Genomic DNA, 25,008 nt, shown 5'->3' on the forward strand with positions numbered 1-25,008 from the left:
AATGTGCTATTCACCCGTTTTAAAGTGATGTTCTTTCTTTATTCCCAGCTTTTGCATTTTAGAAATCAACGTAGTAGAAGGTAATCCCAGCAAAACAGCAGCCCCATTTTTACCGGAAATTCTGCCATTACATTTTTCCACGACTTTTAAAATATATTCTTTTTCAAATTCATGAAGAGTCTTGATTTGAAAGTGGTTTTCTGTATGTTCAGGATTGATAATTTTCGGAAATTCCATTTCTGTAATAGTCGCTGTTTTGGTGGTTAGAATACTCCTTTCCACCATGTTTTCAAGCTCACGAATATTGCCGGGCCATGAATTTTCAATCATGGAATCTATTACTTTTTTAGAAAAACCTTTAACTTTCCGGCCTGCTTTTTCAGAATGTTTTTCAAGAAAATAAAGAGCTAATAACTCAATGTCCTCTTTTCTTTCTCGCAGAGCCGGAAGATAAATTGGAAAAACATTCAGTCGGTAAAAAAGATCACTTCTGAAATCACCTTTTTCAACTTCTTTGGCCAAATTTCTGTTGGTTGCCGCAATCACTCTCGCATTCACCTTTATCCTTTGAGTTCCACCAATTCTTTCCACTTCTTTTTCCTGCAAAACTCTCAATAAACGACCTTGAAGTTCCAACGGCAATTCTCCAATTTCATCTAAAAAAATCGTGCTGTTATGCGCTTGTTCAAATTTTCCTTTGCGTTGCTCAGTGGCTCCGGTAAAGCTTCCTTTTTCATGACCAAAAAGTTCAGATTCAATAAGATTCGCGGGAATTGCTGCACAATTAATTCTGATCATTTGTTGATTTGAAGCCTCTGAAAGTTCATGGATAGCCTGCGCAATCAGCTCTTTTCCCGTTCCTGTTTCTCCATAAATAATGACATTAGACAGGGAAGGAGCAACCTGTGAAATCTGTTCATATATTTCCTGCATTAAATTGCTGTCGCCAATAATTCCGTGAAATCCTTTTTTAGCTTGCTGTTTTTCAGTATTGATTTCCGTTGCAGAAAAAATTTGATTGTTCTGAAGAAATTTTAATTGTTCCTGAATAGAAATATTCCTAATCGTAATTGAAAGTTGAGTCGAAATGCCTTCTAAAATTCTTTCGCGAATATCGTCTGCTGAAATGAAACTCTTATAAAATAAAAAAACGACATGTTGACTTTCCTGAATGACAGGCAATGAAAAACCTACAGCTATTCGTATTCCCGAATTTTTTGCTGTTAAGAAATAAGATGGAGTGGTGTTTTTCTTTTCCGAAAGTTCTTTTAAATTAAATAAAACAGGCTCGGCAGAATCAAGGCACTGTTCAAAATAAGGATCTGTTGGTTTTTCATTATCTTCTCCATTTGAAAAACTGCTGTAAAAAGTTTGAACAACAGCATTATCAGCTTTAAGAATAATCATTTCATTAAACTTCAATTCCTGTTTCGCATTTTGATTCAAAATAAAATGAAGCTCTTTTTTGTCTAAAACTTTGGCGAATGAAGTGTTTAAAGCAGATATCGTCAGTTGTTCTCTTTGCATTTCCTGAAGCCGTTTCATGAGAAGAAGGTGCTGATCTGACTGTTTATCCATAATTGATTAAAAGAAAGTTTAAAGGTAATCAATCAAAACGAGTTTTTGCAATTAGAGCTTTTTAATTTTCTGAGTTTATATTTTATCGGAATTTTTGATGTTAATTTTTACTTATTAATAAAATTCTAACGCTAAGTATAAAAATTGGGTAAAATAATTTCTTTAATTCTGATCATTTTATACTAAAATTGATGTTTTTTACGATTATTTTGAAAAAAATATTAAAATATTTTAGGTTTTTTCTTATCATAAATTTAATGAAAAGAATAATTTTTTTTTAATTTGCTTTTTTTTGAGTTAAAGTTTTATTTTTTAATCAATTATAAAAATTATATCATAATTTTTACGATAACCTTATCATTAAATTGATGGTATAGTTATCATCGAAAATCGATATGTAAATTATTGATAAACAGTAGATAGTTTGTAAATTATTTTTTTTATTCAACTGAATTTTTATATTTGTCATGTTACGTAAATGTTAACATCTCCATGAGCCCAAATTTTATACATACCTATGTTTCTGTTGACTGTGTCGTTTTTGGATTCGACCACGAAAACCGATTGAATATCTTATTGGTGGAACGTCATCTCGATGCCGAAAAGCAAATTAAGCTTCCCGGAAGTTTGATTTTAAGCGATGAAGATGTTGACGATGCTGCCGAAAGAGTACTTCATGAACTGACAGGAATTAAGAAGATGGTTTTGAAGCAGTTTAAATGTTTCGCAGATCCGCAACGTGCAAGCAGTCAGGATGATATTCAATGGATGGGGATAGAATATAAGCATCATATAGACCGGATTATTACGGTGGCGTATCTTTCGTTGTGCAAGATCGATCATAAGATCAACAGTTCAAAATATGATACGGTAGACTGGCATCCGGTGGATAAAGTTCCGTCTTTGCCTTTTGATCATAATAAAATCATCAGTGAGTCTTTGGTAGAGATCAGAAAATGGATAGAATCTGACTTTTCAATTATTTTTGAATTGTTGCCCAAAAGATTTACGATCAGGCAGTTGTATCAATTGTACAGTGCATTGAGTGAAAAGCATATAGATATTAAAAATTTTCACAAAAAGATTTCGTCATTCAGTTATATTGTACCACTGGATGAGATTGAAACCAATGTTTCGCATCGTGCAGCAAGGTATTATAAATTTGATGCCAAGATTTACAAGAAAAACCATACTAAACTTATAAAATAAGAACATTTTTAGCTTTTAAAGCGCTGAAATGTAAACCATCAACTAAAAAACGATCAACAATTTATGTATTTACTAGGCTATGATATCGGCAGTTCTTCTGTAAAAGTTTGTCTCATCGAGGCATCCAGCGGAAAAGTGATCGCTTCTGAATTTTCTCCTAAAAAAGAAATGAAAATCACGGCGATTCATCCCGGTTGGGCAGAACAGAATCCTGCAGATTGGTGGACGAATCTGAAGTTGGCGCATGAAGCGGTAATGCACGAATCAGGCATTAATGCTGAGGATATCAAAGGTATTGGAATCACATGGCAGATGCATGGTTTGATTTTGGTGGATAAAGATCAGCATTTATTGAGACCTTCAATTATCTGGTGCGACAGCCGTGCAGTGCCTTATGGTGAAAAGGCTTTCAAGGAAATTGGAGAAGAGAAATGTCTATCTCATTTATTGAATTCTCCGGGAAATTTTACGGCTTCAAAATTAGCTTGGGTGAAAGAACATGAACCGGAAATTTTCGAAAAAATAGATAAAATAATGCTTCCGGGAGATTATATTGCCATGAGACTTTCGGGCGAAATAGGAATGACGATTGAAGGTTTGTCTGAAGGAATTTTCTGGGATTTTAAAAATAACTGTATCTCGGAAGATGTGATTAATTATTACGGAATTCCAAAAAGTTTTTTCCCTGAAATTATCCCGACTTTCGGAATTCAGGCAACGGTTTCTGCATCCGCAGCTCAGGAATTAGGTTTAAAAGAAGGAACACCGATTTCTTACAGAGCAGGAGATCAGCCGAATAATGCCTTGTCTTTAAACGTTTTCAACCCGGGAGAAATTGCTTCCACAGCAGGAACTTCAGGTGTAGTTTACGGTGTTTTAGATAAGCTGGAATATGATAAGTTATCAAGAGTAAATACTTTTGCCCATGTCAATTATACTCAGGAATTAACGAGATTAGGCGTTTTGCTTTGCATCAACGGAACCGGAATTTTAAACTCATGGTTAAAGCACAATTTCGCCACTTCATTATCTTCTTATGGAGATATGAATGATCTGGCTTCACTTTCACCGATAGGTTCTAAAGGGTTAAGTATTATTCCGTTTGGAAACGGTGCTGAAAGAGTGTTGGAAAATAAAGATACAAGCTGTTCGATCCACGGAATTAATTTTAACATCCATTCAAAAGGAGATATTTTGCGTGCGGCGCAGGAGGGAATTGTGTTTTCCTACGAATATGGAATGAATATCATGCGAAATATCGGGATGGATATTCAGGTGGTTCGTGCGGGAAATGCTAATATGTTTTTAAGTTCAATTTTTCGCCAGTCGCTTGCGAGCGTGAGCAATGCGGTGATCGAACTTTACGATACAGACGGAGCAGTAGGTGCTGCGAGAGCTGCAGGAATGGGAATCGGCTTTTATGCAGATTCTAAGGAAGCTTTTTCATCACTTGAAAAAATAGCGGTGATAGAGCCTGAACATGAGAAACGCGAACAATACTTAGAAGCCTATGAGAGATGGAAAAATCATCTTAGCGAAATAATCTAAACCCACCTTACAACGGAAATTTTCCATTGCACTTATTGACTCTTTCGAATCAATGAGCAGGAAATTTCTACGCCAAATTTTAAAATTTAACTAAAAAATTAAAACAGAATATATGAACACTTTAACAGGTACAAAAGAGTTTTTTACAGGAATCGATACCATTAAATTCGAAGGAAAAGAGAGCAGAAATCCTTTGGCATTCAGATATTATGATGCGGAAAGGATCGTCATGGGAAAACCGATGAAAGACTGGACGAAATTTGCCATGGCTTGGTGGCATACTTTATGTGCAAACGGAAGCGATCCATTCGGAGGAGCAACGATTCACCATCCTTGGGATTCTTCTAGGGACGCGGTAACGAGAGCCAAGCATAAAATGGATGCCGGTTTCGAATTTATGTCTAAAATGGGTTTCAATTATTACTGTTTCCACGATATCGATTTGGTAGATCCGGCAGATAACTGGAGAGATTATGAAAAAAATCTTCAGACAGTGGTAGAATATGCCAAAGAAAAGCAGGCTGAAACGGGAATTAAGCTTTTATGGGGAACCGCCAACGTTTTCACGCACGAAAGATACATGAACGGAGCCTCTACCAACCCGAATTTTGACGTAGTTGCCTGTGCAGGAACTCAGGTTAAAAATTCTATTGATGCGACAATTGCTTTAGGCGGAGATAATTACGTTTTCTGGGGCGGAAGAGAAGGATATATGAGCCTTCTGAATACCGATATGAAGCGCGAAAAAGACCATTTGGCACAGTTCCTTTCGATGTCGAGAGATTATGCGCGTCAACAAGGTTTTAAAGGAACGTTCCTGATTGAGCCTAAACCGATGGAGCCTACAAAACATCAGTACGACTACGATTCTGAAACGGTAATCGGATTTTTAAGACATTACGGATTAGATAAAGATTTTAAACTAAATATCGAAGTCAACCACGCGACTTTAGCAGGTCATACTTTTGAACATGAACTTCAGGCTGCTGTTGATGCCGGACTTTTAGGAAGCATTGATGCCAACAGAGGAGATTATCAGAATGGCTGGGATACCGATCAGTTCCCGGTAGATTATCATGATCTGGCTCAGGCTTGGTTGGTTCTTTTGCAGGCGGGAGGCTTAGGAAATGGTGGAATTAATTTCGATGCGAAGATCAGAAGAAATTCTATTGATGCCGAAGATCTGTTTATTTCTCATGTTTCGGGGATGGATGTTTTTGCTAAAGGCTTGCTGGTTGCAGCAGATATTCTTGAAAATTCAGATTATACGAAACTTCGTACAGAAAGATATTCTTCATTCGATGCCGGAAACGGAAAAGCGTTTGAAAACGGAACACTTACTTTAGAAGACCTTCAGAGAATTGCTCACGAAATTGGCGAACCACAGCCAAAAAGCGGAAAACAGGAGTTGTTTGAAGCTATCGTGAACATGTACATCTAAAAAATAGAAGAGACTGTTAAACACTAAGGATTTACGAATGTCAATTTTTTAACAGTCTTTTTTCTCAACCCAATATTTAAATTAAAACTTATGAACCGATTTTATTTTGGCGGTAATAAGGCAGCATTATTCTTTGCTATGGCCTTGTTACCATCAGGAATGGTATATTCCCAGGTTAAAAAAGATACTGTTGAAAAAGAGAAGAAGATAGATGAGGTTGTTATAATTGGATACGGAAAACAAAGAAAAGAAGCTGTAACAGGTTCGGTGGTTTCTGTAAAAGGTGATGTAGTGAGAGAAGTGCCTTCTGCGAATGTGAGTCAGGCATTACAAGGAAGGGTAGCCGGTGTGGATATCGCACAGACTTCCAGTAAACCCGGAGCTCCGATGCAGATCAGGATCAGGGGAACACGGTCGTTAACGGCTGAAAATGATCCATTGATCGTATTGGACGGTATTCCTTTCCCGGGATCACTGGCTGATATAAGCCCCAATGATATTCAGAGCATGGATATCCTGAAAGATGCTTCTGCAACGGCAATTTATGGTTCGAGAGGAGCGAATGGAGTTATTCTCATCACCTCAAAAACAGGTAGGAAACGTCAGAAAGCTACGTTTACTTATAATACGTATACCGGGATTACGAGCATATTTTCAAAATATCCCATGATGAGTGCTGAAAAGTTTATCAAACTGAGGGACGATGCAGGGCTTTTTACCCAATACGGAGCAGACGAGTCCAGAGAGGTCAATACAGACTGGCAGGATCTGATGTATAAAAACGGAATTCTCACCAATCACGATGTAGGTATTACGGGAGGGACAGAAAAAGGATCGTATAACTTTGGATTCAGTTACTATAATGAGCAGTCAGTTCTTCCGGGGCAGAACTTTGAAAGATTCAATGTCAGAGGAAGTCTGGATCAGGAACTTGGGAAATATTTCAGAATCGGACTTACAACCAATAATGCTTATACCGTGAATAACGGAAGCAATTTGGGATTGTATAATACGCTGAGCAATACTCCGGTTGCGAATCCTTATAATGCGGACGGAAGCTGGAAAGAAAGGGTAGTGATGTCGGCTGATACTCAATATGTTTATTCGAGAGATGTCATCAATAATCTTGGAGATGCATGGGTGGATAAAGCTCTTGCATTCAGTTCTTATAATAATTTCTTTGGAGAATTTAAATTGCCCTGGATTGACGGTTTAACCTTCAGAACCAATGTCGGATTAAATTTTAAAACCACCAATACGGGAAGTTATACCGGAGAAGGAGTGTTCAGCTCGGAGCCCAACAATTTATCAACTGCAGCTATCGGAAACTCTTTATTAACCCATTGGGTAAATGAAAATATTTTAACCTATGATAAGACTTTTGCAGGAAAACATAAAGTAAATGTAGTGGCTTTACAGTCTCAGGAACAGAGAAAATTCAACAGTTCTTACATTTCAGCAAGAGATATTCCGGCGGACGCTTTCCAGTTTTATAATTTGGGACAGGCTCAGGGAGAGATTACCATTAATCCTGATAATCAGGGATATTATAAAAGAGGGCTAAGATCCTGGATGGGGCGTGTAATGTACGAATATGACGGACGTTATATGTTTACAGCTACCATCAGAGGAGATGGTTCTTCGGTATTGGCTCCGGGACATCAGTGGAATATTTACAATGCCTTCTCTGTTGGATGGAATATTTCAAAAGAAAAATTCCTGAGAGATTCTAAGGTGATTAATAACTTAAAGCTGCGTTTCGGATATGGTGAAACTTCCAATCAGGCGGTACAGCCGTATTCTACATTAGGGCTTTTATCTACCTCGCCATATAATTTCGGAAACGCTAATGCCATCGGGTATTATGTTTCACGTTCGCCAAACCCTACTTTGGGATGGGAGTTTTCGGAAACACTGAATTATGGTTTAGATTTCGGATTATTTAATAACAGATTAACGGGTACTGTAGAATATTATACCACGAATACAAAAAATTTATTATTAGATGTGACACTGCCTGCAACTTCCGGAGTGAATGTATTTACAGGGAATGTAGGTTCTACAACCAATAAAGGGATTGAGGTTTCTTTAAATGGTTCAATTATCAATAATCAGGATTTCTCCTGGGATTTGGGCGTGAATTTTTATGCGAATAGAAATAAAATTACATCATTGGCTTCCGGTGAAACAAGAAATGCTTCCAACTGGTGGTTTGTTGGGCATTCTATCAATTCGATCTACGATTATCAGTATGTAGGATTGTGGCAGCCGGGAGATCCTTATATGAGTATTCTTGAACCTGGAGATCCAAAACTGATCGAAGGATCCATTAAAGTTTTATATACAGGAGGATATAATGCAGACGGCAGTCCCGTACGAGCTATTAATGCAGATGACAGACAAATTATGAATGCAGATCCTGATTTTCAGGGAGGTTTCAATACCCGACTGGCATATAAAAACTTTGATTTAAGTATTGTCGGCGCATTTAAAAGCGGAGGAATTTTGATCAGTACCTTATACGGAACCACCGGATATCTGAACATGATGAACGGAAGACGTAATAACGTGGATGTAGACTACTGGACTACCGAAAATACGGATGCTTATTATCCTAGGCCGGGAAGTATTCAGAGTAATAATAATCCTAAATACGGAAATACACTGGGATATTTCGATGCTTCATATCTGAAGATCAGAACCATCACCGTTGGATACAATTTTAACCAGGGTGTTTTCAAAAAAGCAGGCATCAATAAAATGAGACTGTATGCTACCGTGACCAACCCTTTTGTCTTTTTCTCACCTTATCATAAAGCATCAGGAATGGATCCGGAAACCAACTCGTTCGGAAATCAAAATCAGGCTGTTTCCGATGTGTACCCGTCCAGATTTTTAACTATCGGAACCAATACGCCTTCGCTTAGAAATTATATGATTGGTTTAAACTTAACATTCTAAAATTGAGTCATATGAAAAAGTTCAGAATAAATACAGCAGCCAAAATTTTACTGTGCACCGTAGTACTGTCAAGTTGTTCAGACTTACTGGAAGAGGAGCCACGCGGCATCTATACACCGGAATACTTTGAGACTGAAGCCGGAGTTTTAGGAGGAATCACATCCATGTATGCTCATTTACGATATATATATGGCAACGGGTATTGGCTTAATGCCTGCGAAACAGGAACAGATGAATATACCTATGGTCATGCCGGAGATGGGAATTTCAAGGATATGGATATGTCCGGAGCCGGAAATCTTACCCCTTCATCAAGCCGAGCCGATGTTCTTTGGAATAACGCGTTCAGAAATATCAACACCGCTAACGGAGTGATTCAAAAGGGTTCTGGAGTAGGTGTTTCAGAAGCCATTATTGCAGAAGCAAGATTCTTCAGGGCATTTGATTATTTTATGCTGGCGCAGACTTTCGGAGGAGTTCCTTTGGATCTGGGTTCAGGGGAATTGCAGTTTAATATCAGTACTTCAAGATTTTCAAAAAGAAATACAGTTCCTGAAGTTTATACGAAAGTCATTTTTCCTGATTTGATTAAAGCAATTGCAGATTTACCCGCTGCTCCACGTGTTACCGGAGGAGTGACGAAAAATGTAGCTCGTCTTTATCTGGCAAAAGCCTATTTAACTTTCGGTTGGTGGCTTCAGAACCCGAACGGCATTCCAACCTATCCTCAGGCGGATAGAGTAGATCCGAACGGTCAGAATGCACAGTGGTATTTTCAGCAGGCTTACAACCTTGCTTTAGACGGAATTACCAACCCCGGAAATTATGGTTTACAGGCCACTTTTTATGATGTTAATTTAGCACAAAACGACAGAAATAAAGAAATGATGCTGTATGCAGATCATACGGAATCCAGTGAATATTATGACGGATCTAGCCATTCGTATAATACAGGTTCTTCTCCTGGCAATTTTGCGGTATGGATGACGACCTGGGATTATACTTTCCTTGAAAGTTCTGCTACTCCTTCGTGGACGGGAACTCCCATAAGATCTGTTCAGAGAGAGGCTGCACAGGCATATGGCCGTCCGTGGAAAACCATGGCACCAACGATTGATGTCGTAAAAAATACTTTTGCCAATAAAATACAGGATTCCAGATACGATGGAACTTTTGTGACCACTTTCAGAGGAAACTGGAACAAAGCGGGAATTTCAAATGCAACTTTATATAATGCGAATGGTTTAGCAGTGCAGCCGGGAAGTGCCATTCTAACTTTCCTGAATGATGATCCTGCTCAGACCATCGATTATTCAAATACTGTTTACAAAAGCAACGTGGGGGCGGGAGTGCTTCCTGGAAGAGCAGATTACGTAATTGCTCCAAGCGGAATCAGCAGATATGCCTACCCGAATCTTTGGAAAATAGGAACTTACAGAACCGATAACGGTACAGGTTTGGGGCAGCCCAACGGAGGAATTACCCGTCCGTTTCCTGTAGCCAAGTTCTCTGAATTCTATTTTGTTGCAGCAGAAGCGGCAGTAAAAGGAGCTTCAGGAACCATGACGGCAAGAGATTTAATCAATGTGATAAGAGCCAGAGCCGGAAAATGGCGTTGGGATAATAATGGAAATGTAGCTAAAACTGAAGATAACAGCGCGGCTATGATCGCTGCAACACCTGCTGCGATCACTATAGATTATATTTTAGCAGAAAGATCCCGCGAATATTACGGTGAAGGATACAGATGGCATGACTTGGTAAGAACTCAAAAATGGGGTGATCTTGCTAAAACCTATACGATTGGAGGAACCGCTGTTGGAGATCATACCCCACAGACGTTCACCCGAAATATTCCGAACTATTTATATTTAAGACCTATTCCACAGTCGCAGATGGATGCCATGTCGGAAAATGCGGGTTACCAAAATCCGGGATATTAGTTTAATTAAAAATTTCTACATTCATATTATTAAAAACAAAGTGGGAGATTTGCCCCTCCTGCTTTGTTTAATGAAATTTAAAATCAAAAGAATTATGGAAAAAACATGGCGTTGGTTTGGCAAAAAAGATAAGATTCAATTAAATATGCTTCGTCAGATTGGTGTGGAAGGCATTGTTTCTGCCCTTCACGACATTTCGAATGGGGAGATTTGGCCTTTGGAGGCTATTAACGAGTATAAAGGGTATATCGAAAGTTTCGGACTTCGCTGGTCGGTTGTAGAAAGTCTTCCGGTAAGTGAAGCCATCAAATATGGTGGTGGAAACCGAGATCATTTAATTGAAAATTATATTAAAAGTCTCGAAAATTTAGGAAAGGCAGGCATTACAACGGTCTGTTATAATTTCATGCCTGTGCTGGATTGGGCGAGAACGGATCTGTATTTTCAATGGGCAGACGGTTCTTCATCTTTATATTTTGATAAAGCTAAATTTGCCTATTTTGAAATCCATATTTTGGAAAGAAAGGGTGCTGAAAGCGATTATACTCCTGAAGTTTTAGCTAAAGTTGATGAACTAAAAAAGACGATCACCGAAGAAGAGAAAAATGATTTAATTGATTCTATTATCGTTAAAACACAGGGCTTTGTGAATGGAAACATCAAAGAAGACGATCAAAATCCTGTTTCTATTTTCAAAAGCCTGTTGGCTTTGTATGATGGAATTGATAAACATCAGCTTCGTCAGAATATGAAATATTTCCTCGAACAAATAATACCTGTTTGCGAAGAATATGGCATTCAGATGTGTGTTCACCCAGATGATCCGCCGTTTTCATTATTAGGCTTGCCGAGAATTGTGACGAACGAAGAGGATATTGACTGGTTTTTAAATGAAGTCGATAACCCGCATAACGGATTGACATTCTGTACAGGTTCTCTAAGTGCAGGATTACAGAATGATGTTCCCAAGCTGGCTCAAAAATATGCCCACCGAACCAAATTCGTTCATTTAAGAAGCACCAATGTGTTTGAAAACGGAGATTTTATCGAAGCACATCATTTGGAAGGCCGCGGAAAATTAATAGAGGTGATTCGCATTTTTGAAAAGGAGAACCCAAGTTTACCCATGCGAATTGACCACGGAAGATTACTGACCGATGATATCGATAAAGGCTACAATCCCGGATATTCCTTTTTAGGAAGAATGCTCGCTTTAGGACAAATCGAAGGCGTTATCGCAACCGTCCAAAATGAATTATCCAACAAATAATTCAATCATTTTAAATAAATATTAAAAAGAATATGGAAGTCCCGAAGGGACGACTTAAATCAGGATAGGATGCAATCCTATCAAATTTACCATCAACCATCAAGCAGTAAATAAAATGAACGAAATATTCAGCATAAAAGATAAAGTAGCCGTCATTACAGGTGCATCCGGCGTTTTAGGCGGAAGTTTAGCCAAAAGTTTCATCGAAGCAGGCGCAAAAGTGGTGGCATTGGGAAGAAACCAGCAGATATTAGATGCCCGTGTAAAAGAACTTACGAAATCTGGCGGCGATGCATTTGCTGTGGAAGCCAATGTTATGAATGTCGAAAGTCTGGAATCTGCTTCTGAAAAGATCATTGAAAAATATGGTAAAATTGATATTTTGCTCAATATCGCGGGTGGAAATATACCTACGGCAACGCTCTCTCCTGAGCAGTCATTTCTCGATATGAATTTGGATGGATGGGATGAGGTGACGAATCTCAACATCAATGGAACTGTTTATCCAAGTTATGTTTTCGGAAAAGTGATGGCAGAGCAGGGAAGCGGAAGCATTGTTAATATTTCCTCCATGGCAGCTTACTCAGCGATCACAAGAGTGGCGGGATATTCGGCGGCGAAATCTGCGATTACAAACTTTACGCAATGGCTGGCGTCGGATTTAGCCTTAAAATATGGAGATAAAATTCGTGTTAATGCGATTGCTCCCGGATTTTTTATCGGAGATCAAAACCGGGCGATCTTATTAAATCCGGATGGTTCATTGACCGACAGAAGCAAAAAAGTAATTGCCAAAACCCCCATGGGGAGGTTCGGAGATGCAGAAGAACTCAACGGAGCCGTACAGTTCCTCTGTTCGGAAGCAGCAAGTTTTATTACAGGTGCTTTACTTCCTATTGATGGAGGTTTCAGCGCATTTAGTGGAGTGTAAAAAGATACAATCAGTTTTATATAGTTAGCAAACAGGGTCTTTCATTTTTATGTTTGACGAGACCTTGTTTTTTTAATGATTATTGTAATCTGCAAATATTTACTGATTATACTCTATGAAATAAGGAGAAAACGTTCTATAAGATAGGTTTAAATGGCACTCTTTATTTACAGGGAAACCATTTGAATCTATTTTTAATCTTCTGAACGACAATAGAAGAAATAAAAAATTACAGAATATGAATCAATCATTGAGCATCAGGAAATTTATTTCACTGGCTGTCATGGCTTTATTTTTTTTTGAAAGCCTTCATGCACAGGTTTTTTCAGATTTCACCTACAAAGGAAATGATAAGATCTACGCAGAAAACCGTTTAGAAGAAGATGAATTTTATTCACCCATTTTGCAGGGTTGCTATCCTGATCCGAGCATTACAAGAAAAGGAAACGATTATTATTTGGTGAATTCCTCTTTTGCGATGTTTCCCGGTGTGCCGATTTTTCATTCCAATGATCTGGTGAATTGGACACAAATCGGTCATGTTCTCGACAGGCCTTCTCAGCTAAAATTAGAAAATGCAGGATTTTCGGAGGGAATTTATGCTCCCGATATTCAATACAATAGATTCAACGATACTTTTTACATGGTGACGACGCAGATTGCAGGCGGAATCGGAAATATGGTGGTGAAAACCAAAGATCCTAAAAAAGGTTGGGGAGAAGTTCAGAAATTGAATTTCGACGGTATCGATCCGTCTATTTTCTTTGATGATAACGGTAAAGCATACATCGTTCACAATGACGCTCCTCCCAAAGGAACCGAACAATACAGCGGTCATCGCGTGATTAAAATCTGGGATTACGATCTCGAAAAAGATCAGGTGATTGCCGGAACAGATAAAATCATCGTCAATGGAGGTGTTGATATTACCCAAAAACCGATTTGGATTGAAGGTCCCCATTTGTATAAGAAAAACGAAAAATATTTTCTGATGTGTGCGGAAGGCGGAACAGGTGGTAATCATAGTGAAGTTATTTTCATTGCTGATTCTCCGAAAGGACCATTTATTCCGGCGGGAAATAACCCAATTTTAACCCAGAGATATTTTCCTAAAGACCGAAAAGATAAGGTGGATTGGGCTGGGCACGCCGATTTGGTGGAAACATCTGACGGAAATTATTACGGGGTATTTCTGGCGGTTCGTCCGAATGAGAAAAACCGCGTGAATACAGGTCGTGAAACCTTTATTCTTCCCGTTGACTGGAGCGGAACGTATCCTGTTTTTCAAAACGGACTGGTTCCGATGAAAACCAAAGTAAAGATGCCGAAAGGAATTAAAAATCAGACAGGACAAAACGGATTTTTTCCCAATGGAAATTTTATGTTTAATGATGATTTGAAGAGTGTTAAACTCGATGATCGTTGGATCGCGATGCGTGGAGCCCGTGAAAAATTTACCGTTCAGACAAAAAACGGGGTTAAAATTAATCCGTTCAATGTCAACAGTAAAGCAAAAGCTCCGGTTTCGGCTTTATTTCACAGACAGCAGCATGCGAGTTTTGAAGCCACCGTTTCTTTAGATTTTAAGCCGAAATCAGAAAAAGAATTGGCAGGAATTACCTGTTATCAAAGCGAAAACTCACAGTATGTTTTCGGAGTTACAAAGAAAGAGAAAGATTTTTACATTGTTTTGGAAAGAACAGAAAAGGGAAATTCAACTACCATCTCAAGTGAAAAAATTTCACTTTCAAAAAATATAAAGCTTCAGGTGATTGCAGAGGGAGATGATTACCAGTTTAATTATTCCCTTGATGAAAAAAAATATAAAAATTTAGGCGGAAAAGTGTCCGGAGATATTTTGTCCACGGACGTCGCCGGCGGATTTACTGGAAGTTTGATTGGCTTATACAGCACTTTTGCGAATGATATTAAATTGTAAATAAATTGAAAATGAATTTCCTTTTTAAATCGATTGTTGTGATCATTTTTACCTTCAGCTTTGGACTCAAGGGGCAATCTGTACAGCCATTTATCACGACTGAAAATAGTTCTGATGTCTTGATGATTAAAGAGAAATCAGAAAAACTATCATTGTTTACAGATCAATCGATGGATAAAGGGATTTTAAGAGCAGTCATTAATCTTCAGTCTGATTTTCAGAAAGTAACGGGTGATATTCCGAATCTCTTACATACCATTTCAAATAACGGATCTCCATTAATAATCATCGGAACAATCGGCACAAATTCGGTCATTGATGATCTAATTAAACAGAAAAAAATTAACGAAAAAGACTTAAAAGGTAAAAAAGAAAAATTTATCATTCAGAATGTAAAAGAATACAACGGTATTGCTGAAGCTATTGTTATCGCAGGAAGTGATAAACGCGGAACGATCTACGGAATTTATGAGTTTTCGAAACAGATGGGTATCTCGCCCTGGTATTATTGGGCAGATGTTCCTGTTCAGAAAAAAGAAAATCTCTACTTCAAAAAAGGAATGTATACCGATAACGAACCGGCTGTCGAATACAGGGGAATTTTCCTGAATGATGAAGAACCTTCTTTGGGAAGCTGGGCAAGAGCGACTTTTGGAGGAATTAATTCTCAGTTTTACGAAAAAGTATTTGAATTGATTCTTCGTTTGAAGGGTAATTATATCTGGCCTGCGATGTGGGGAAAAGCTTTCTATGACGACGATCCTCAAAATGGAGTATTGGCAGATGAAATGGGAATTATCATGGGAACCTCTCATCATGAACCTATGGCTTTGGCACAAACCGATTGGCATCGATATATTAAAAAGAATAATTTACCGAATATTTGGGATTACACTAAAAATGCTAAAGTCTTGCAGCAATTCTGGAAATCCGGGATAGAAAGAAGTAAAAACTGGGAAAAGCTTGTGACAGTCGGGATGCGTGGCGATGGAGATGAAGCGATGGGTGAAAAAACCAATATTGCTTTGCTGGAAAATATAGTGAAAGATCAGCGAAAAATTATAAAGGAAGTTTCAGGTAAAAAGGCGGAGAAAACACCGCAAATCTGGGCTTTGTATAAAGAAGTTCAGGATTATTATGACGAAGGAATGCAGGTTCCTGATGATGTCATTCTGCTGTTCTGTGATGACAATTGGGGCAATGTCCGCAAGCTTCCGGATTTGTCTAAACCTGTTCACAAAGGAGGTTACGGAATGTACTATCATTTCGATTATGTGGGCGGACCGCGGAATTCAAAATGGATCAATATCAGTCCGATCCAGAGGATTTGGGAACAGATGAATCTGACCTATGAACATGGTGTTGATAAAGTGTGGGTTGTGAATGTCGGTGATCTCAAGCCTATGGAATTTCCTATTAGTTTTTTCATGGAAATGGCATGGAATCCGAAACAATTTAATGCTAATAATTTATTAAGCTACACAGAAAAATGGGCTGCGGCACAATTTGGTTTAAAATATTCAAAGGAAATCGCGAGGATGATCAACCTGTATGCAAAATATAATCGTAGAGTCACTCCGGAAACGCTGAACAGTAAAACCTACAGTTTAGAAAACTACAACGAATTTGAAACCGTTAGTAATGATTACCAAAAGTTAGCACTCGATGCCAACAGGCTTTACAACGAAATTCCTAAGGAATATAAGGATGCATATTTCCAGTTGGTTTTGTACCCGATCGATGCATGCAGTAATTTGTATGAAATGTATTTTAATATAGCTAAAAATCAACAGTCAGCTGCTAAAAAAGATATAAAGGCCAACGGTTTTGCCGATAAAGCTAAGCAAAATTTTGAATATGATGCTTTGTTGCAAAATAGATACAATAATGAAATTTCGGGCGGAAAGTGGAAGCACATGATGGATCAGACGAGAATAGGCTACGATAACTGGCAGCAGCCGGAAAAAAATACAATGCCTGAACTGATCTATATCTCAAAAGAGGAAAGTGTAAAAAATAAAGTATTTAAGGAAAAAGACGGATATATTTCCATTGAGGCAGAACATTTTTCACGTCAGAATAATTCGGATAGAATTCACTGGCAGATTATTCCCGATTTTGGTAGAACGTTATCAGGATTAACTACTTTTCCTCAAAATATTTCACCTCTGAAAAATGAAAATATCTCTGTTGAATATGATGTTGAATTGACTTCAACAGGTGAGTTTGACGTTCAGTTATTACTGGCTCCAACCCTGAACTTCAATTCAAATAAAGGGTTGCGATATGAAATTTATTTTGATGATGAAAAGCCGCAGATGGTGAATTTTAACGGTAACTATCGCGGAGAATTAGGGCAGTGGCAATCCGAGCATATGATAAAATCAATAACAAAGCATAGGATGTCAACGGCAGGAAAACATACGCTGCACTTCCGAATTTTAGATGCAGGAATTGTATTGGAAAAAATTCTGATCGATACTGGCAGACTAAAGCCCTCGTATTTGGGAGCGCCGAAAAGTGATTTTTAAAATAAATTTACCCTTATATTTAATTATAATTAAAGATATTCTAAGGCAAATGGGAGGTATTCAGATTTCAGATTTCGGAGTGACGAAAGATGGTGACAATATTAAAAAATATACGCTGAGCAATGCCAACGGGATGATGATCGAAATTATCAACTACGGTGGAATTGTAACGTCCCTGACGGCTCCGGACAGAAATGGAAATTATGAAGATGTGGTCTTGGGATTTGCAAACAAAGAAAATTATTTTAATGCAAATACTTCATTTTATGGAGCCATCATCGGAAGATATGCCAATAGAATTGCGGATGGAAAATTTACTCTTAACGGGAAAGAATTTTATGTGAATAAAAATAATGGTGAAAATAATTTACATGGTGGTGATGGTGGCTTTCACACAAAAGTATGGACTGCTGAGCCTTCAGAAAACAGTCAGACACTTAAGTTGTCTTACACAAGTAAAGACGGCGACGAAGGTTTTCCTGCAGAGGTTTTGGTGAATGTATTCTATACATTAACAGATGAAAATGCATTAGAAATACAATATGAAGCGACAGCAGATCAGGATACGATTATCAACTTGAGTCAACATTCGTATTTTAATCTGTCAGGTGATTTTAATGAAAAAATTACAGATCATGAGTTACAGCTGAATGCTACACAATTTATTCCGATCGATCATCGGTCGATTCCGCTGGGGAATCTCGAAAATGTGGAAAATACGCCATTTGATTTCAGGGTTTCAAAGCAGTTGGGAAGGGATATTGATAACGATCATGAACAGTTAAAAATTGCCCAGGGATATGATCACTGCATGGTTCCGGAGGGAGAAGGATTACGATTTATCGGAGAATTATATCACCCAAAAAGTGGCAGAAATATGGAAGTCATTACCGATCAGGTGGGCGTTCAGTTGTATACAGGTAATTTTTTAGATGCACAGTCTGAAGGAAAATCGGGTGGGAAAAATCATCCGCGAACAGGAATTTGTCTGGAAACCCAGCATTTTCCGGATTCACCAAACCGGAAAAATTTTCCGTCGGTTGTTTTAAAAGCGGGAGAAAAATATTCAACAAAAACGATTTATAAGTTTACTGATAAATAAGATAAATCATCAGTTAACACGAATATTGATTATCATTTAATTTAAACTGAAAAATAACAAAATCAAATAACCTCATTATGAATATACATAAAGTTTGGCTTCTACCAGGACTATTCTTCTCACTTGGGATTCAGGCGCAGGAAATTTCTCGCTTACAGAAAAAAGGAACGGCAACGCAGCTTATAGTTGACAGCCAGCCGTTTTTGATTTTGGGTGGTGAGCTGGGCAACTCTTCAGCGTCGTCTTTTCAGGATATTGAAAGGGATTTTCCGAAGCTTGAGCAAATGAAACTGAATACAGTTTTGGTACCAGCTTATTGGGACTTAATAGAATCTGAAGAGGGTAGATTTGATTTCAGCTTAATTGATAAAAGTATTGATCAGGCCAGAAAAAATAATCTGAAAGTGGTGTTTTTATGGTTTGGAGCATGGAAAAATTCAATGACCTGCTATGCACCGCTTTGGTTTAAAAAAGACTATAAAAAATATCCGAGAGCCTATTCAAAAGCAGGAAAACCTTTAGAAATTGCGAGTTCGTTTTCTGAAAATGTGCTGCATGCTGATAATAAAGCGTTTAATGAGTTCATGAAACATATTGCTGCCGTGGATAAAGCACAGGGAACCGTTATTATGGTTCAGGTTGAAAATGAAATCGGAATGCTGGAAGGGGCTCGGGATTATTCTAAAGAAGCTGACAAAGTATTTAATTCGCAGGTTTCGGATCATTTAATAAAATTTTTAACTAAGAATAAAAAGGAACTCCATCCTTCACTTGCTGAAAAATGGGGAAAGCAAGGCTTTAAAACAAAGGGAAACTGGCAGGAAATTTTCGGAAATGATCTCTATACGGATGAATTGTTTACTGCTTATTCCTACGCTCAGTATGTTGAAAAACTGGCGAAGACGGCGCGTTCCATTCATAATATTCCTTTATATGTCAATGCGGCAATGAACAGCAGAAACCGACAGCCTGGAGAATATCCGGCGGGTGGACCTTTGGCGCATCTGATCGATATCTGGCATGCGGGAGCTCCAAGCATCGATATGTTGTCACCGGATTTGTATGACGGGGATTTTATAAGCTGGTCGGCGAAATACAGGCTCCATAACAATCCGTTGTTTGTTCCTGAAATAAAAATGACTCAGAATAACGGGGTGCAGGCTTTTTATGCTTTCGGGGAGCATGATGCGATCGGTTACAGTCCGTTTTCTATTGAAAATAATTCTGAAACAGGAAGTAAAAGGTTAGCGGATGCCTATTCAAAATTGAAGCAGCTGATGCCTGTTTTAACGAAGTATCAAGGGCAAAACCAGTCAAAAGGCTTGTTATTTGACCAGAAAAATACGGAAAGAATCATCAGTTTCGATGATCTGAAAATTACCGCAAGGCATTTCTTTTCGTTGCCTTGGGATCCCCGGGCAAAAGATGGCAGCGTTTGGCCTGAGGGTGGCGGATTGATCTTACGTTTAGCAAAAAACGAATACATTATTGCAGGAAGCGGAATTGTTGTAGAGTTTGAAAAGGAAAATGAGAAGAAAGAAGTTCTTGCAAAAGATTTGGGGGAAGATGGTTTTGCTGCTCAGGGAGGAAATTCGCAGGCTCAGAATACGTGGAACGGCGGGATGAGAGCAGGAATTGGTCCTGTGGATGAAATAAATATTGATGAAAAGGGAAAATTCATTTATGTAAGAAGATTAAACGGAGATCAGACCCATCAGGGAAGACACGTTCGAATTGGGGTTGATGACTTCCAGATTCTCCATGTTAAATTGTATGAATATCAATAAGAATAGGATAAAATCCTATTAAAAATATAAAGCAATGAATAGAATTAAATTGTTTACCGTCCTATTATTTTTCATCAGTATATCCTTTATTAATGCAAAAATTAAGCTTCCCCGTCTGGTTTCAGACGGAATGGTTTTGCAGCGCGATCAGAAAATAAAAATCTGGGGAACTGCTGATCGTGGAGAAAAAATCGAACTTCAGTTTCAGGATAAAAAATATAAAACAGTTGCCGACAATTCCGGGAATTGGAAAATTGATCTTCCTAAAATGAATGCAGGCGGACCTTTTACGATGACTGTTAATGAAATTACCTTAAAAAATATTATGATTGGTGATGTGTATGTCTGTTCAGGACAGTCGAATATGGAGCTTCCCATGCGCAGGGTTAAAACGCTTTATTCTGATGAGCTGAAAACTGCTGATAATAGTAATATCCGATTTTTTACCGTTCGTCAGAAATATAATTTTAAAGAAATTAAGAACGATTTTGATGCGGGTTATTGGGAGGAAACCAATCCTCAGACGATATCCAATTTTTCTGCGGTAGCATACTTTTTTGCCAAAGAAATGTATCAGTATAATAAAATTCCGGTGGGAATTCTTCATGCGAGTTTGGGCGGTTCACCGATTCAGGCCTGGATGGATGAAAATTCACTTAAAAAATTCCCCGAATATATTACCGAAGCTCACAAATGGCGAAATGATGAATTAATTTCAAAAACTGAGTCTTCGGATAATGCTCTGAACAGTGCGTGGTATTCAGAGTTGGATAAATTGGATAAAGGAATTGAAAGTCATTGGGAAAAGTTTGATTTAAATGACGCTGACTGGAAAAAAATGAATATTCCAGGTTCCTGGGAAGATATAGAAAAACCATTTGACGGAAGTATCTGGTTCAGAAAAGAAATTTTTCTTCCCAAAGGAGCTGAAAAAAATACAGCATTTCTCAATTTAGGAAGAATAAAAGACGCTGATGTAACCTATATCAATGGACAAAAAGTAGGAAATACCACTTATGAATATCCTCCGCGCTGGTATGATATTCCGGCTGGAATTTTAAAAGAAGGCAAAAATGTCATTGCGGTCAGAATCACCAATGGAAGCGGAAAAGGTGAGTTTATCAAGGATAAAGACTATTTTCTGCAAATCGGTTCTGATAAAATAGATTTAAAAGGAGAGTGGAAATATAAGATCGGAGGAATGATGAATCGACCTGTTCCAGGGCAAAAATTCATCCGATGGCAGCCAACAGGTTTGTACAATGCCATGCTCAATCCTCTGACTCAATATCCTGTAAAAGCGATCCTTTGGTATCAAGGCGAAAGCAATACGGCAAAACCTAAAGAATATCAGGAATTACTATCGACTATGATCCTGGATTGGCGAAATAAATGGAACCGAAAAGACCTGCCGTTTTTTATTGTTCAGCTGGCGAATTTCATGGAATCAAAACCGCAGCCTGTGGAAAGCAATTGGGCACAATTGAGAGACCAGGAGAGAAAAGTTTCCGAAACGATTCCCAATACCGGACTTGCCGTAACCATAGACGTTGGCGAATGGAATGACATTCACCCTTTAAATAAAAAAGAAGTCGGAAAAAGGCTGTCGCTACAGGTCGAAAAAATGCTTTTCGATAAAAATATTCAGGCGGACGGACCTGTTTATCAATCCATGAAAACGCAGGGAAATAAAATCATTCTTTCATTTAAAAAAGGAACTGATGATTTTGCCAACGTTTCAGAATTAAAAGGTTTTGCCATTAAAGGAAAAGACGGCATTTTTAAATGGGCGAAAGCAAAAGTTGAAGGAAATAAGATTCTGGTCTGGAATGACGAAATACAAGATCCGATTGCCGTTCGTTATGCATGGGCAGATAATCCCGAAGGAGCCAATCTAAAAAGCAAAAACGGAATTCCCGCATCACCATTCACCACAGAATAATCATGTAAGTAAAATATAAACCAAAGAGAAATGAACTATAATCTATCATCTATCCGTCTATTCTCTATCCGTCTATTCTCAATTTACCCATTATCCGCAATCCATCACAATTAAAAATTAAAAACTATATGAATACTCAAAAAATATCAGTCGTTGAAAAAGTAGGCTACAGCTTGGGAGATCTTGCTGCGAACCTTGTTTTTCAGACTTTGGTTACCTATCTGTCGTATTTTTATACGGATATTTACGGACTAAAAGCGGAGGATGCTTCTCTCATTACGCTGATTGTCGGTTTGATTGCCGGTTTCGGTTTCAATCCATTATTGGGAGCGTTGGCAGACCGTACCAATACGAAGTGGGGAAAATTCCGTCCGTGGATCCTGTTTACGGCTGTTCCTTTGGGCGTAGCGGCTTTGCTGGCGTTTAGTACACCCGATTTTTCGTATAAAGGAAAGGTGATTTATGCTGCAATAACCTATTCATTTTTACTATTGCTGTATGCTTCTAATAATCTGCCTTATTCTGCATTAAGTGGCGTGATTACAGGTGATATGGGCGAAAGAAACAGTATTTCGTCTTATCGGTTTGTAGCCGTGATGTTCTCGCAGTTTTTCGTTCAGGTTTTTATGTTACCGATTATTTTATCCGTTGGAAACGGCGATAAAGCGGTAGGAATTGAAATCGTAATGACCTGGCTTGCCATCATCGGTTCTGTCATGTTGCTGATTACTTTTTTCACGACTAAAGAAAGAATTATCTCAAAACCTGATCAGCAATCGAGTGTAAAGGATGATCTGAAAGATTTGTTTAAAAATAAACCCTGGGTCATTATGCTTTCGGTGACAGCTTTGATTTTCATTACTTTAGCCATGAAGGGTGGTTCCTATGTTTATTATTTTAACAATTATGTGGATGAAGCATCTTTAAAAAGCTTTATTTCTCCGATTACCGCTTTTTTTGATTCCATCGGAATGAATTTCTTTGGTCAGGATGCTAAATCTGCAGGTTTCGGATTGTTCAATGCAGGAGGAATTATTATGATGATCATCGGAATTACTTTTTCTAAAAGATTTGCCGATCGGTACGGAAAAAGAGACGTGTTCATGACCTCCCTTTTCATCTCAACCTTATTTATCATTCTGTTTATTTTCTATCCTCCGAAATCGGTGGGGTTGATGTTTTTATCTCAGATCTGTCACGGCTTTTTCTATGGAATCAGTACCCCGATTTTATGGGCAATGATTGCTGATGTTGCTGATTATTCCGAATGGAAGAATAACCGTAGAGCGACGGCTATTATTTTCTCAGCGATGATGGTCGGTTTAAAGGTTGGATTAAGTATCGGAAGTGCTTTGGTGGCGTGGATTATCGGTAAATACGGATATATCTCTTCGGGTGAAATTCAAAATGCCGTTCAGCCGGAAACCGTGTCGACAGGAGCAAAGATGCTTGTGAGTATTTTTCCTGCCATTCCGTTTATTGTCGCGTGCGGATTGCTGTATTTCTATGAAATCAATAAAAAAATGGAAGTGCAGATTGAGAGTGATCTTGCGGAAAGAAGAAAATAAGCGAATCTGAAGCTCATAGGTTTTCAAAACCTATGAGTTTTAAATAATAACACAAAAAGTAAAAATTCAATGAAACATATTTTATTTGGTTTAATGATTTTAGCGGTTTCAAACATAAACGCTCAAAACTCTGATCATTCTTTAAAACAGGCTTTTCAGGATAAATTTTATATAGGAACAGCCATGAATTTAGAACAGATTCACGGAAAAGATAAAAAGTCGGTGGATATTATAAAAAAACAATTTAGTTCTGTTGTAGCGGAAAACTGTATGAAATCGATGTATCTCCAACCTAAAGAAGGTCAGTTTTTCTTTGACGATGCCGATCGGTTTGTTGATTTTGGGGAGAAAAATAAAATGTTCATTATCGGGCATACTTTAATCTGGCATTCTCAGGCCCCCGATTGGTTTTTTATTGATAAAAATGGAAAAAATGTTTCGTCTGAAGTCTTAAAACAGAGAATGAAAGATCACATCACCACTGTGGTTTCAAGGTATAAAGGCAGAGTAAAAGGCTGGGATGTGGTGAATGAAGCGATTATGGAAGACGGAACGTACCGTAAGTCTAAATTTTATGAAATTCTAGGTGAAGAATTTTTGACTCTGGCCTTTCAATATGCTCAGGAAGCAGATCCAAATGCGGAATTATACTATAATGATTATAATGAATGGCATCCCGGAAAAGTAAAAGCGGTGACGGAACTGGTGAAAAAGTTGAAAGCAAAAGGAATCAGGATCGATGGAATTGGAATGCAGGCGCACGTTGGGTTGGAAACCCCTTCTATTGACGAATATGAAAAAGCGATCATCGCGTATGTTGAAAGTGGAGTTAAAGTAAATATCACGGAGTTGGAAATCTCTGCACTTCCTTCGCCTTGGGGAACTTCCGCCAATATTTCGGATAAAATTGAATATGCCGAAAAAATGAATCCTTATAAAAAAGGGTTGCCGAAAAAGGTTCAAACCCAATGGGAAAACCGGTATCAGGATTTCTTTCAACTGTTTTTAAAACATCAGGCTCATGTTAAAAGAGTCACTTTATGGGGCGTTACCGACAATCAATCCTGGAAAAACGACTTTCCGATCAAAGGAAGAACCGATTATCCGTTATTGTTTGACCGCCAGTTTAAAGCAAAACCGATTGTAGGAAAACTCATTAAACTCGCTGAAACAAAATAAAAAAACTTATCGCTGTTGGCATTAAAAAATTCTCGCCGATTTTGCAGATGACGCAGATTTTTAACCTCAATCATCTGCA

15 protein-coding genes are annotated in these 25,008 nt (G+C 38.1%); 14 read left to right on the forward strand and 1 reads right to left on the reverse strand.

Annotation, left to right across the window (positions count from 1 at the left end):
• Window positions 1–6 precede the first annotated feature (6 nt).
• Window positions 7–1,578, reverse strand: coding sequence for a sigma-54 interaction domain-containing protein (locus VUJ46_RS00825; protein WP_326983123.1), 1,572 nt, complete (start codon window positions 1,576–1,578; stop codon window positions 7–9).
• A 492-nt stretch (window positions 1,579–2,070) separates the two neighbouring features.
• Between VUJ46_RS00825 and VUJ46_RS00830 the strand changes: the two genes are divergently transcribed.
• The 14 genes from VUJ46_RS00830 (at window position 2,071) to VUJ46_RS00895 (ending at window position 24,929) form a co-directional block, all read left to right on the forward strand.
• On the forward strand, window positions 2,071–2,787 hold the full coding sequence (locus VUJ46_RS00830; RefSeq protein WP_326983124.1) for an NUDIX hydrolase: 717 nt from the start codon (window positions 2,071–2,073) through the stop codon (window positions 2,785–2,787).
• 63 nt (window positions 2,788–2,850) lie between these two features.
• Window positions 2,851–4,335: a xylulokinase gene (locus VUJ46_RS00835; RefSeq protein ID WP_326983125.1), complete on the forward strand. Its 1,485-nt coding sequence runs from the start codon at window positions 2,851–2,853 to the stop codon at window positions 4,333–4,335.
• Window positions 4,336–4,447: 112 nt separating this feature from the next.
• A complete protein-coding gene (gene xylA / locus VUJ46_RS00840) occupies window positions 4,448–5,776 on the forward strand; it encodes a xylose isomerase (RefSeq protein ID WP_326983126.1) in 1,329 nt (442 codons plus the stop codon).
• A 90-nt stretch (window positions 5,777–5,866) separates the two neighbouring features.
• On the forward strand, window positions 5,867–8,737 hold the full coding sequence (locus tag VUJ46_RS00845; RefSeq protein ID WP_326983127.1) for a SusC/RagA family TonB-linked outer membrane protein: 2,871 nt from the start codon (window positions 5,867–5,869) through the stop codon (window positions 8,735–8,737).
• Between the two features lie 11 nt (window positions 8,738–8,748).
• Window positions 8,749–10,680 carry a RagB/SusD family nutrient uptake outer membrane protein gene (locus VUJ46_RS00850; protein WP_326983128.1) on the forward strand — a complete coding sequence of 644 codons (1,932 nt, stop codon included), beginning with the start codon at window positions 8,749–8,751 and terminating at the stop codon, window positions 10,678–10,680.
• A gap of 94 nt (window positions 10,681–10,774) precedes the next feature.
• Window positions 10,775–11,950, forward strand: a complete 1,176-nt coding sequence (gene uxuA / locus VUJ46_RS00855) for a mannonate dehydratase (RefSeq protein ID WP_326983129.1) — start codon at window positions 10,775–10,777, stop codon at window positions 11,948–11,950.
• A 115-nt stretch (window positions 11,951–12,065) separates the two neighbouring features.
• Window positions 12,066–12,881 carry an SDR family oxidoreductase gene (locus VUJ46_RS00860; RefSeq protein ID WP_326983130.1) on the forward strand — a complete coding sequence of 272 codons (816 nt, stop codon included), beginning with the start codon at window positions 12,066–12,068 and terminating at the stop codon, window positions 12,879–12,881.
• A 283-nt stretch (window positions 12,882–13,164) separates the two neighbouring features.
• Window positions 13,165–14,820 (forward strand): glycoside hydrolase family 43 protein, encoded by a 1,656-nt coding sequence (locus tag VUJ46_RS00865; RefSeq protein ID WP_326985131.1) that lies wholly within the window; start codon window positions 13,165–13,167, stop codon window positions 14,818–14,820.
• An 11-nt stretch (window positions 14,821–14,831) separates the two neighbouring features.
• Window positions 14,832–17,351 carry a glycosyl hydrolase 115 family protein gene (locus tag VUJ46_RS00870; protein WP_326983131.1) on the forward strand — a complete coding sequence of 840 codons (2,520 nt, stop codon included), beginning with the start codon at window positions 14,832–14,834 and terminating at the stop codon, window positions 17,349–17,351.
• A gap of 49 nt (window positions 17,352–17,400) precedes the next feature.
• Complete coding sequence (locus VUJ46_RS00875; protein ID WP_326983132.1) at window positions 17,401–18,453, forward strand: aldose epimerase family protein; 1,053 nt, start codon at window positions 17,401–17,403, stop codon at window positions 18,451–18,453.
• A 77-nt stretch (window positions 18,454–18,530) separates the two neighbouring features.
• The gene (locus VUJ46_RS00880) at window positions 18,531–20,240 is read left to right on the forward strand and encodes a GH35 family beta-galactosidase (protein WP_326983133.1); all 1,710 of its coding nucleotides are present in this window, start codon (window positions 18,531–18,533) and stop codon (window positions 20,238–20,240) included.
• 34 nt (window positions 20,241–20,274) lie between these two features.
• On the forward strand, window positions 20,275–22,182 hold the full coding sequence (locus tag VUJ46_RS00885; protein ID WP_326983134.1) for a sialate O-acetylesterase: 1,908 nt from the start codon (window positions 20,275–20,277) through the stop codon (window positions 22,180–22,182).
• A 128-nt stretch (window positions 22,183–22,310) separates the two neighbouring features.
• Window positions 22,311–23,750 (forward strand): MFS transporter, encoded by a 1,440-nt coding sequence (locus VUJ46_RS00890; RefSeq protein WP_326983135.1) that lies wholly within the window; start codon window positions 22,311–22,313, stop codon window positions 23,748–23,750.
• Between the two features lie 69 nt (window positions 23,751–23,819).
• Entirely contained in the window at window positions 23,820–24,929 is a 1,110-nt protein-coding gene (locus tag VUJ46_RS00895; protein WP_326983136.1) for an endo-1,4-beta-xylanase, read from the forward strand.
• Window positions 24,930–25,008 lie beyond the last annotated feature (79 nt).

This window comes from Chryseobacterium sp. MYb264, assembly GCF_035974275.1.
Lineage (GTDB): Bacteria > Bacteroidota > Bacteroidia > Flavobacteriales > Weeksellaceae > Chryseobacterium.

Excerpts from the sequence above, each read along its gene's own strand:
- VUJ46_RS00845 (WP_326983127.1), top strand. The coding sequence starts at position 5,867 with ATGAACCGATTTTATTTTGGCGGTAATAAGGCAGCATTATTCTTTGCT.
- VUJ46_RS00890 (WP_326983135.1), top strand. The coding sequence starts at position 22,311 with ATGAATACTCAAAAAATATCAGTCGTTGAAAAAGTAGGCTACAGCTTG.
- VUJ46_RS00850 (WP_326983128.1), top strand. The coding sequence starts at position 8,749 with ATGAAAAAGTTCAGAATAAATACAGCAGCCAAAATTTTACTGTGCACC.
- VUJ46_RS00865 (WP_326985131.1), top strand. The coding sequence starts at position 13,165 with ATGGCTTTATTTTTTTTTGAAAGCCTTCATGCACAGGTTTTTTCAGAT.
- xylA (WP_326983126.1), top strand. The coding sequence starts at position 4,448 with ATGAACACTTTAACAGGTACAAAAGAGTTTTTTACAGGAATCGATACC.
- VUJ46_RS00885 (WP_326983134.1), top strand. The coding sequence starts at position 20,275 with ATGAATAGAATTAAATTGTTTACCGTCCTATTATTTTTCATCAGTATA.
- VUJ46_RS00825 (WP_326983123.1), bottom strand. The coding sequence starts at position 1,578 with ATGGATAAACAGTCAGATCAGCACCTTCTTCTCATGAAACGGCTTCAG.
- VUJ46_RS00880 (WP_326983133.1), top strand. The coding sequence starts at position 18,531 with ATGAATATACATAAAGTTTGGCTTCTACCAGGACTATTCTTCTCACTT.
- VUJ46_RS00830 (WP_326983124.1), top strand. The coding sequence starts at position 2,071 with ATGAGCCCAAATTTTATACATACCTATGTTTCTGTTGACTGTGTCGTT.
- uxuA (WP_326983129.1), top strand. The coding sequence starts at position 10,775 with ATGGAAAAAACATGGCGTTGGTTTGGCAAAAAAGATAAGATTCAATTA.
- VUJ46_RS00835 (WP_326983125.1), top strand. The coding sequence starts at position 2,851 with ATGTATTTACTAGGCTATGATATCGGCAGTTCTTCTGTAAAAGTTTGT.
- VUJ46_RS00870 (WP_326983131.1), top strand. The coding sequence starts at position 14,832 with ATGAATTTCCTTTTTAAATCGATTGTTGTGATCATTTTTACCTTCAGC.
- VUJ46_RS00875 (WP_326983132.1), top strand. The coding sequence starts at position 17,401 with ATGGGAGGTATTCAGATTTCAGATTTCGGAGTGACGAAAGATGGTGAC.
- VUJ46_RS00895 (WP_326983136.1), top strand. The coding sequence starts at position 23,820 with ATGAAACATATTTTATTTGGTTTAATGATTTTAGCGGTTTCAAACATA.
- VUJ46_RS00860 (WP_326983130.1), top strand. The coding sequence starts at position 12,066 with ATGAACGAAATATTCAGCATAAAAGATAAAGTAGCCGTCATTACAGGT.